This window comes from Microcoleus sp. S13_C3, assembly GCF_036700905.1.
GTDB lineage: Bacteria > Cyanobacteriota > Cyanobacteriia > Cyanobacteriales > Microcoleaceae > Microcoleus.
Window position 1 is genome coordinate 1 of sequence record NZ_JAUBPT010000227.1, and the last position, 10,020, is coordinate 10,020.

Consider the following 10,020-nt stretch of genomic DNA (forward strand, 5'->3'; position numbering starts at 1 on the left):
GAATCCCCAGACTGAGTTTATGTAGTGTGAGATTTATGAAGCTTATAGATTATGTTTTTTTACAATTTGAGATACGTTCTTTGCTTCAGCAGTGTAGAGATGGTTTGGAGAATGCTAAATCTTCTTTGGATGAGGATTCTTTAGACGACTATCTATATAGGTTGGAGCGTTTAACTTCCATTCATGAAGCTTTGGCTAATCCTTTGTCTAAAAAGAAAGAGCTTACAGAAAAATAGATTTGATGGGTTTTTGTTTACATAATTGTTTTTAGTGCTGCTAAACTTGCCAAGTGAATTGGGTAAAAGTAGTAGAAAAATTTTTTTTCTATTGCTGTTGGTTTTTGGTCTTTAGCTGCTTTGTGCCAAGCTAATATTAGTGGTGCCAAGATTGCTGATATTTGGAAAAAATAATTTGATGTTGCTGCGTATACCATATTTGTTACAATCCAGCTACCCCACCATATCCGATCGCCCGTGCCTTTTAAGTTAATCATCAGCACCGGGCAAGCCACTGCGTACCATCCGTAATTTACTCCCAATAATTGAGCTGTTACCGTTCCTAGTATCATTACTAGGATTTTTTTATTTGTTGGAGCTTTGTGAATTTGTGTAAATGTTATTACAGCTACTGCAAAGCTAATTAATATGTTGAATTCCACTCTGTTGAATAGTAATATGTATGGAATTTGGCTAATTATTCCAAATACTAACAATCGGGTAATTAAAGGTTTGGCATTGCTTTCTGGTTTTCGGCGCTTCCAGTTTTGAGCTAGCACCCATGCAAACAGCGGAAAACTTAAGCGACCAATGATACGCATTGGTTCTATTTCTAGCAAAAATCCTATGTGGTCTACTATCATTAAAATTGCTGCTAACCACTTAATTTGATTTTGACTCATCCTGATTGCGCTCCGTTTAGTTGATTTATAAATTCCGTGATAGTTTCTAAGCCTTTTTGTGAGATTATATAAATTTTTTCTCCTTGCTTCCATTCAAAACTTACTAAGCTTTGTTCTCTTAATACGTTTAACCTTTTATAGATTCCAATTCGAGATGGTGGCTTAGTTAAATTTATTTCGCCTATTTTCTTTACAATATTTGACAGCGATAATTTACTTTCGTGGCACAATACCGCTAGTACGAATATGTCAACTTTGCTCATACTTTTTAATATTTACTGGAACAATTCGATTTTAATACGATCGCCTGCTTTTACGCCGAGTTCACCAGCTCGCCCGCCTCGGAGTTCAATAACTCGATCGACAGCAGTATTGGGTCCGTAGGTAGGACAAGGATTTGCAGTACAAGGAGGTGCAGAAACTTTGACTGCTTCAATTACCCCATCCCGGATAAAAATCATATCCAGAGAAATCTTGCAGTCTTTCATCCAAAAATTCACCCGCTGCGCTGATTGGAGTTCAAACAGCATTCCTCTGTCATCTGGTAAAGAAGTTCTGTACATTAAGCCTGTAGCTTGCTGTTCCGGTGTTTTTGCTACTTCAAGTTTTATTAGGTGGTTGCCTATTTTAGCTTTACCAGAAATAGGCAGTATTTGATTCGATGTTTTCCCAGTATTTGTTGGTAAATTTGGCGAACATCCCAGTAAAAACATACCTATTCCGCCAATACCTAGCAAATTAGTTAAATGATTCATAATGATTTTAGGTTGGTAGTTGGTTAAGATTTTAGTAAACATCTTTCCTTAAAGCAATGGGTTGCCAAAAAGATAAGTGTGATTACTGTTGTGTTGCCAATCCATCTCTCAGAAGATAGATTTATTGATTGGGCAACAGAATGATTGAATTGATTTTAGCGGCTTCGATCGCAAGCACTACGACAATGCCGCCACCGCCACCGGTTGCGACTCCTGCGCCTCAACCTGTCTATACCCCTCCCCCATCGCCTCCTCCTTCTGAATCTTGGTCTGAGAAAATGTGGCGTCGTTATAAGGACAATGTTAAATAATGGCTGTAACTAAAGAAGGTCGTGATTTAATTACTAGCATTCTCAGCGTTGCAAATACGAACCCTGAAACAACTGCTCGTCAGGGGATGAAGACCACTAATGTTCCTGGCTATCCCGTGATTTTGTGTTGGGCGCGATGGGGAGGCTCGGAGCTTAATGCTTCTGGTAACAATAAAGCATTTCTATTTTTGCCGTACTTGCAGACAGGTCAGATGCCATTGACGAAATACAATGGCGCGACTTCTGTAGAGACTCCGCTTGATATGGTTATGTCCGAAGTTGCTAATCCTTACAATTGCAAGGTTGGTGTAACGCCTTCACTTAACATTAGTAAGTTAATCGAGGGTGAATATTACAGTTTTGTTTTAGCATTGAAACCCGCTGCTGTTGGCAACGGTAATAATCCTACTCCTTATTGGGATGGGTGGATTAAGGCGGTCGGCGCTATTCCTAGCGATGTTTTTAAAGACTATTTTTCTCTTTTTAATATCACTAAAAGTCAGTGGACTAAAGTTAAAGTTTCTCGTGATGGAGATGATGAGGATGAATCAGATGAGACTCCTGATCACAACAACACCCAGTAATGATGACTTGATATCTTTGATTATTCAATTTATCTGGGCTAACCTTTTTATTGTGTTGACTCAATTCTTTTGCCTTGCTTTGATTCTTCGCATAGTTAGGCTATTTATTGATTGAGGTGTTGATGAATGTCTCTCGATTTAATGGTTGTTTTTCTCGCCGTTTGGCCCCACTTCTTATTGTTTTTGGTTGCAGTTTTTGGATTCTGGGCTATTCTGTCAGCCCTTCGCTAGCAGCGGTCGATCGCATTACTGGAGCTGAGGCTGTTCAACGTCTGCAGCAAGTTTTGGGAGATCCAGCTAAATTTGAGAATGATATGAAAAATTCTACACAGGATTTCATTTCTGACCATTTTGGCACGATGGCTATTGCTGCTGCTTTTGGAATTGCAATAAGGATGAGGTCTTAATATTATGTTTTCGCTGCTTCTTTCCTTTTATATTGCTGCATCTCCTAGCATTGCAGGTAGCGCTGCTGAGGCAATGAATTTCATCAAGGAAGATATCAAGCCTGTGATTCAATTTTCGATGGATTGGGCTGCTCGGTGTGCTTTGGCTGCTACTTCTACTCATGCGTTTATTGTTGTCTGTAAGAGGTTTTTAGATTGAAAAAGTTTTTTCAAGATTTACACGCTTCTGCTGAGCGGTATATGGCTTTACCTGACAAATTGATTGATACCCGTGCTGTTTTCATTGCTCAAATTGCTTTATGTTTGTTTGTTTGGGCTTGCATTTCTACTGCTCAATTAGCAATAGTTAATCGTTGTGTTGCCCCTCTTCCTTCTAGTTTTATTGGTAAATAATGTTTAACTTTTTGAAGATTTTAGTAGTTGATACTACTGCGAGATACCGTATCAGGGTGACGGTATTAGTTTTTAATCCCTGGTTGTGTACTTTAATCTTATCTAGTAGGTAGTGAAAAATGCTTTTACTCGATTGTGTTCAAAAAGTTGAACTTGACGACGACAAACCTTTTAACTCGTTAACTCCTGACCAATTAGCTGGATTGAATCGAGCTTTTTGGAGTGACCAAGAAATCAAGTTTGCTCGCAAGTCTGCCGTTTCTGCTGGAGCTGTTGGGGTTGGTGTTGGTATTCTTGGGGCTGGCGGCAGTTTCGCTCAAGTTGCTTCTGGTGGTGCTGGTGATGCTGCAGCGGCTGCAAAAGCCAGCATTGAATCTGGCGTGACGAATGCTATTGATATGATTAAGGCCATTGACGGGATTGGTCTTGCTGCCTTTGGTGTGGCGCTGGCTCCCCTCGGTTTCATGACCACGTTGAGAGTTCTCAATATGGTTCTTAGTCGCGTTTAGAATTTTCAGCTTCTACAAGGCGATCGCTGTGCTTGGCGATCGCCTTTTCAATTAAAGGAGGTTACTTTGCCTTTTACTGCTATTTATGGACTTCCTGGGCGGGGTAAGAGTTTGTTGATGTTGCAGCATGGTCTTAGGATTGCTGAAAAATATAAGCTTCGTTTAGTGACAAACTTTAACCTCGATCCTTTACCTCTTGCTTATTACTGCAAAATTAATAATTTAAAATGGCTTTGGGCGAACATTCCCAAAGGTATTGTTTACTATGTTTCTAGTAATAAAAATTTTGCTCAGTTTTTACAAATTCAACGGGCTGTAATTTTGCTTGATGAGATGGGATTATACGCTCCATCTGCCCAGTCCTGGACTTTGCCAGCGGAGGCATTTAATGCAATAGCTAATAATCGTAAAATGTGCCAACATATAGTTTATGCTGCACAATATCCTACACAGGTACATTCGTCGCTTCATCAGATTTGTTCGGAGATTTTGTACGCTGAGGGTACTACTATCTGGAGTGAAGAATTAGGTAATGAACGCTTGCTTTTTAAGGATTGTCACTTATTTATGCCAAGTGAATTTGAGGTCTGGTTTAGGGACCCCAAAGTTCGCAAAAATCCTGTTAAGGTATGGGTTTTAGCGACTAAGCATTGGAAGGGAATTATCAGTGCTTTTGATAATTTAACTTTTCAAATTTATGATAGTTTTGGCTTGCTAGAAAAACAAGACGATAAAGTATCGCTTGATAAGAATTTTGGCTATCAGCCTTATGTAATTGATTCTGCCTGCTCTGTTGAGTTGTCGGCCCAAGACCTTCTTGATGAAGGTCATACATTTAATGAGATTGAAGAGAAACTAGACCAATATTATAAAGCTGATAGATTTAAGAAGAAGCGTATTTATGAAGCTAGTAACAATTATCCCTTTGTCGCTTGGAAATTACAGGGTGAGATTCCTTTTCCGGGACCTCATATTTTTCAAAAGATACTACTTCCTTTGTGGAATATGTTACCTGCTGCTAGCTATCCTGGTCTTAAGAAGTTGGATTTAAGAATTACTAAGGAGTGTTTGATTTGGGATAGATTAGATAAACAAAGTAAAGATGGGTATAAAATAATGTGGAGACTTTTCATAGGTCTGATTTTTTGCTTTATTAGTTTGCTAATAACTAATATTTTCTTGTTCAGAAACCCTTTGATAGCGCTTATTTGCTGTGTGGGGTCGTTTTATCTACCTGTTCAAATGTTTAAGTAATATGGAATATTTACCTCGAAATATCAAAATTGATTGGTTGCGGTTCCAGGTGTCGAGTAACTCTCCTAGTATTCTCCGGCAAATTCAGCATACTTTGGGATTACCTTTTGAGAGGAAACAACAGCAATTGCAAGATGCTCGTGACACTAACGTTCTTGCTTTAAATAAAATTTGGCATGAAGTTTATGAATTTCAAGGTAGTTTGATAGGTACTCGTTATCCTGCTGGAAGTCATGAGCTTTATAAGTATTTTGTTGACCTTAACGGCTCTGCCCTTGGGGGTGTTACTTTTGATAAGGTTGTATCTCTTTTAGCTTTTTGTCAGTTTGAAGATGAATTTGTTGCTAATCGAATTGATATTGCTCTTGATTTTCCTGTTCAGACTCCTCGATTGTCGCGTCGTTATTGGGAGCTTTTTTTAAGTGATAATTTGTTGGTTGGATATCGTTCTATCCGTCGTATTTCTAATACTGGCAATAATCGCCCTGGCACTACAGTATATTTAGGCTCTCGTGAGTCAGAGCGATTTGTGAGGATTTACGATAAAAATATTGATGGTACAGATTACGATCGCCTTGAGATTGAATTTAAGCGTACTCGAGCTGAATGGATTATGCAGGAGATGGTTGCTTGTCCTGTTGAGGAATTGCCTAAATTTTTAAATGGTGTGGTTTGTGGTCAAATCAAATTTTCTAGGCACCGTGAAGATATAGAGTTTTTTAAAGATTATAAATATGGTCCGATTTCTGTTCCCGCTCCGACGCTTCACCTGGATATTGAGCGTTCTATCGCCTTCATAGAGAAGCACTGCGCTACGTTTGCGATGGTTCAAGAGTTTATGGGGCCTGAAAAATTCGATAAATTTATGCGATCGCAGTTGGCGGCCGGTAAACTTCGGATGAAGCCTCGACATCGTACTATTTTAGAGAATGCTAAGTTTTTGGGTGTTACTGCCCTTGGAGTTTTTCTGATGTTAGCTCGGACTCCTGGTGCGATCGCTGGTGGTAATTTGACTTGCCCTGCGCCGGTGCCGCTGTCATTTCAGATGTCCCAGAAGTTTCCGATTGACATCGTGCAGCCCACGCCGGCTGAGCAAGCGTACTTTGACAATATCGGTGACGGTTGCTTTCAAATCAATGCTGGTTTGGAATTTGAGCGTATTTGTCTTCCTGGCATGATTGTGAATGCGCTTAAGCCTTTTGTAATTATGGGTTTAGGCATAAAGTTTATATTTAGTGATTAATATGTTTCTATTTCCTTTGTATATTGCCACTACTCCACCGCCACCACCAACTTATACTTGGTGTGTTTTTGAAATGATTCAAGTCAATACAAAAGAGATGATTTCTGCCGCTTACGGTATGGGAGATGTTCCCGCTAACACAGATTTACAAGGGCTTTGTCAATCTTTTTATACTCGTGATATTCGCGCTGAGGACAAGCCCCTGGAGTTAGTGAGTTCTGTTGGTTCTCAAACTACATCGAATCCCGATAATTTTTGGATCGATAATACTTGGCGGCGTCCCTTAACTGAGGCTGAGAAGGAGCAATATGATTGTATTTTAAACAAGTCTGGTGGGTTAGCTTTATCTAATAAAGTGCTAGATTTAATGCCTGTTTCTCCTGATTCTATACGCATTCCTGCGTTAATGATTGCTGCGATTGACTCTGTTAATTCCCCAATCATGCGTTACGCTGCTGTTGTTTTGTATACTACTGGGTTGCCTGTTATGTTGATAGCTGGATTGGTTAAAGCTTGGCGTTTGGCGAAGAAATAGATGCTTTTGAGATTTGCAAAATTAGCTGGAGGTCTGCGGTTGTTAATTTCTACTGCTGCACCGTTGGTTGTTTCTTCTGCTTCTTTGCTTAGTGCTCGAACTGCTGCTTATTTAGTTGGTTTTGGGTTGGGTTCTATATTGTCTATTTGGGCACCTGTTATTTTGACTTTGGTTAGTTTAACTGGTTCTTTTGGTGGTGGTGCTACTGATACAAGTATTTGTGATGCGTATAGGGCACAATTAGCACAATTGGAGGCTATAAATGCTTCAAGAATTGCAGAATGTAATCATTTATATGAAGTTTACAATTCTGCTTATCAAGCATGGTTGATACGGTATATAGATTTTCGTAATAGTTATCCTTACGATTCTTGTGATAAAATTTGTGCTGATGATATTTCGGGTCATTATTTGTGTTCCAGTTGTTTGCGAGATATTGAAACTCAATTCAATCTTCATGCTCCTGTACCTCCTGAATTACCACTTTGTCAGCAATTAGAAGATATAAGTGCTTGTGGTTCCGAGTCTCCGCCAGATTGTCCTTTTGGCAAAAAAGTATGGCTTCAAGTTTTATGGGCATCTCCTCGTGGTAATGCTTCTGATTCCAAGGGTTGTTTTATCGTTGCCTATAGTCAAGATAGTCCTGATTTGCCTGTTGATATTGAGTACAATCCTTTTTTAAAAGAGCAATTTGTTAGGAGTCGTGCTGCTGATTGGAGTTCAATTATTGGCAATAAGTTAGCAGGTGTTGATACTACTAAATGGAAAGATTTAAATTCTACTAAGGGATGGGATAAAGGCTATTGGGCTGCTGAATTTGTGGATACTGAGTGTCGTGGTTGGCGTCCTGGTTGGAGTTTAAAAATTAAATGAATTTTAAAAAATTAATAGTTGATGGATTTAAACTTGGTGTAATTGTTAATTTTTCAACAGTTTTTATAGCTATTGCTTATATTGTTGCTGTTGAGAATTATTTCAAACCGTTTCATTTTGTTCGTTCTGTTCAAGTGGGAACAATTCTCAGTGGTTTCAGTATGTTTGACTCCGTTAATTTGCAAAATACTGTACCGCTTCCGCGTTGGCAGGCTATTGAGAATCGTTTTGATTTTTTCGTGCCTGATGTGGCTTTGAGAAGTGACGATAGGGGTATAAAGATGCCTCGTGTTGAGCGTTGGTGTAAAACTCATAATTGTTGGGCACACAGAATTGATTATCAAGATATTAGAACGTATGATTATAAAACCTTCACAATCGACGATTGGTTTTTTGATAATCGAAGATTTTTAAATACTCGTTTTGAGAATGCGCGTGTTTTCCCGCTTGATGTGTTTCTTAAAAAACTTCCTCCTAACACAACTATTATTCTTAATGAACCTTTGACTTTTTTCTTAGAGCATGAGTTAAATTTTCAACTTTTTAAGAACTGGGTAGTCATTTTGAGACGGAAACATCCCCATTTAAAGTTTAAGCTCGGGTTGCAATTACATTTTCAATGGCTAGACTCTCAATGGCTGAGGCTTCAGGATGGTCGCTTGTTTTCCCAATTTCAGCAATTTTCGATAGATTATTCTATCCCCTGGGGCGTTTCTGAGTTCTCAATCTACGATCGCGTTTGGCGGCGTCGTCTCCGAAATAGTTATGATGCTTCCGGTCGTCGCACTGACGGTGTGATTCCTTGGATTGAGTCCGCTGTCCCCGATCGCCTTCGCCGTGCGATTGTCCTTTTTCAGGCTTATATCATCCACCGTGATGTCGTGCGATCGGGTGCGAGTTTCATTGTTGAGTGGGGTAATGTCCCAACTATTTGGTTTTCTGGGGAGATTGATCAGGATTATCAATCGTATTTTGCGTTGTTTGATTGGGAGGGTCGGCCGCTTCCGATGTGGTGGGCTGTAATGCGTGGCATTTCTGATGCAAAAATCCCGCTAAAATTGCAACCTGTGAAAAAATAAAAAGTATTGTTATAGAGATTTTTCTATTGTGCGCTGCTCTTAGGGGATAGAGCATTAATTTAAAATAGAAAGATTTTGCCTCAAAGTTATTTCCGTTCTTGAGTATTTTTTTAAAAATAAATGCACCCCGTCCGTAGTTGAATTGCTGCTGGCAAAATTTTTCTATGTCTAATTCGTGCCAGTGGGTAACAATTGCTTCTGGCTCATAAATTATTTTGTAGCCATAATTTAGCCATTTTTTACAAAAGTGTCTATCTTCTCCCCCTGGTATTGGGAAATTTTCATTAAATCCGCCTATTTGCATAAATCTTGCTTTCGATACAGCAAAATTATTCGATGTTACAAATTGAGGCGTGTTTTTGTTGTAATGTTCATATAACCAATTAATAATTAATTGGCTCGCTTCGCTGTATACATTGTCTACAAGCCCGTTTACAGTGCAGCCTCCTATTAAATAATTGGGGAACCATTTAAGATGTTCTTCTATTTTTACCAACCATTCTGGTTCGACTGTGCAATCATCATCTATAAATCCTAGATATATACCTTTTGCTGCTCTGGCTCCTTTATTTCGTGCTGATGCTGGTCCGACATTTCCAGATTTTATTAAGTTAATATTTAAACTTTTGAAGCAAAAAATTGCTCGATCGGCTCGATCGTTCCCATCATCAACCACAATTACCTCGAAATTAGATTTTGGATAGTCTAATTTTGTTAATGAATTCAGACATACAAACAAATCGTTGATTCGATTGTAGGTCGGGATAATTATTGAAAATATAGGCTTACGCATTGGTTTTGTGCTAAAATGTAATTATTCTATTTTACAATAGTTGAGTTGTTTATGGATATTGAACATAGTAGATGATGAAAAAAAATCATTTGTATTAGAGCAGCTAACTTGTATTCTTGATTTGTTAGAAAAAGCTGAGTTAGAAACTAATAATTTACGTTATCAATTTCCGATTGATTGATTTAAATTTTTGGAGTTTTTCAATGAAAAAACGAGCTGTGTATAAACGAAAACTATTGCGGGCTTTGAAGTCTGCATTTTTAGAAATGGATACCCTACCTACCTATATTGCTGATGAAGCTTGTAAACGAATTGTAGAAGTATCCTATAAAAAACCACTTAAGTGATAAACCGATCGCTTGAAAACGTGGGCCGGGGGGGGAGCC

General features: G+C 38.7%; 14 protein-coding genes. 10 read left to right on the forward strand and 4 right to left on the reverse strand.

The genetic code is table 11. From position 1 onward, the window contains the following. Positions 1-236: hypothetical protein (locus QUA16_RS33915; protein WP_333108887.1), on the forward strand; the 236-nt coding region annotated here is incomplete at its 5' end. A 17-nt stretch (positions 237-253) separates the two neighbouring features. Here the strand turns inward: QUA16_RS33915 and QUA16_RS33920 are convergent. From QUA16_RS33920 to QUA16_RS33930, 3 genes are read right to left on the reverse strand one after another with little or no spacing between them, the layout of a single operon-like run. Further along, complete coding sequence (locus tag QUA16_RS33920; RefSeq protein ID WP_333108888.1) at positions 254-898, reverse strand: TraX family protein; 645 nt, start codon at positions 896-898, stop codon at positions 254-256. After that, entirely contained in the window at positions 895-1,161 is a 267-nt protein-coding gene (locus tag QUA16_RS33925; RefSeq protein WP_333108889.1) for a hypothetical protein, read from the reverse strand. Before QUA16_RS33925 ends, QUA16_RS33920 begins: the two co-directional genes overlap by 4 nt. 12 nt (positions 1,162-1,173) lie before the next feature. Then, positions 1,174-1,653 carry a DUF192 domain-containing protein gene (locus tag QUA16_RS33930; protein WP_333108890.1) on the reverse strand — a complete coding sequence of 160 codons (480 nt, stop codon included), beginning with the start codon at positions 1,651-1,653 and terminating at the stop codon, positions 1,174-1,176. A gap of 310 nt (positions 1,654-1,963) precedes the next feature. Here QUA16_RS33930 and QUA16_RS33935 point away from each other — a divergent pair, with 310 nt between their 5' ends. The 9 genes from QUA16_RS33935 (at position 1,964) to QUA16_RS33975 (ending at position 7,762) form a co-directional block, all read left to right on the forward strand. Next, complete coding sequence (locus tag QUA16_RS33935) at positions 1,964-2,548, forward strand: hypothetical protein (RefSeq protein WP_333108891.1); 585 nt, start codon at positions 1,964-1,966, stop codon at positions 2,546-2,548. Positions 2,549-2,670: 122 nt separating this feature from the next. Then, complete coding sequence (locus QUA16_RS33940) at positions 2,671-2,955, forward strand: hypothetical protein (RefSeq protein ID WP_333108893.1); 285 nt, start codon at positions 2,671-2,673, stop codon at positions 2,953-2,955. Positions 2,956-2,959: 4 nt separating this feature from the next. Further along, the gene (locus tag QUA16_RS33945) at positions 2,960-3,154 is read left to right on the forward strand and encodes a hypothetical protein (RefSeq protein ID WP_333108894.1); all 195 of its coding nucleotides are present in this window, start codon (positions 2,960-2,962) and stop codon (positions 3,152-3,154) included. After that, positions 3,151-3,348: a hypothetical protein gene (locus QUA16_RS33950; protein ID WP_333108895.1), complete on the forward strand. Its 198-nt coding sequence runs from the start codon at positions 3,151-3,153 to the stop codon at positions 3,346-3,348. Before QUA16_RS33945 ends, QUA16_RS33950 begins: the two co-directional genes overlap by 4 nt. Before the next feature lie 119 nt (positions 3,349-3,467). Continuing rightward, complete coding sequence (locus tag QUA16_RS33955) at positions 3,468-3,857, forward strand: hypothetical protein (RefSeq protein WP_333108897.1); 390 nt, start codon at positions 3,468-3,470, stop codon at positions 3,855-3,857. Positions 3,858-3,923: 66 nt separating this feature from the next. Next, the gene (locus tag QUA16_RS33960; RefSeq protein ID WP_333108898.1) at positions 3,924-5,111 is read left to right on the forward strand and encodes a hypothetical protein; all 1,188 of its coding nucleotides are present in this window, start codon (positions 3,924-3,926) and stop codon (positions 5,109-5,111) included. A 1-nt stretch (position 5,112) separates the two neighbouring features. Then, on the forward strand, positions 5,113-6,354 hold the full coding sequence (locus QUA16_RS33965) for a replication initiation factor domain-containing protein (protein WP_333108901.1): 1,242 nt from the start codon (positions 5,113-5,115) through the stop codon (positions 6,352-6,354). Between the two features lies 1 nt (position 6,355). Further along, on the forward strand, positions 6,356-6,889 hold the full coding sequence (locus QUA16_RS33970; protein WP_333181692.1) for a hypothetical protein: 534 nt from the start codon (positions 6,356-6,358) through the stop codon (positions 6,887-6,889). 6 nt (positions 6,890-6,895) lie between these two features. Further along, positions 6,896-7,762: a hypothetical protein gene (locus QUA16_RS33975; RefSeq protein WP_333181694.1), complete on the forward strand. Its 867-nt coding sequence runs from the start codon at positions 6,896-6,898 to the stop codon at positions 7,760-7,762. 927 nt (positions 7,763-8,689) lie between these two features. On the opposite strand, the gene QUA16_RS33980 is transcribed toward QUA16_RS33975, so the two are convergent. Continuing rightward, complete coding sequence (locus QUA16_RS33980; protein WP_333108907.1) at positions 8,690-9,634, reverse strand: glycosyltransferase; 945 nt, start codon at positions 9,632-9,634, stop codon at positions 8,690-8,692. Positions 9,635-10,020: the final 386 nt, after the last annotated feature.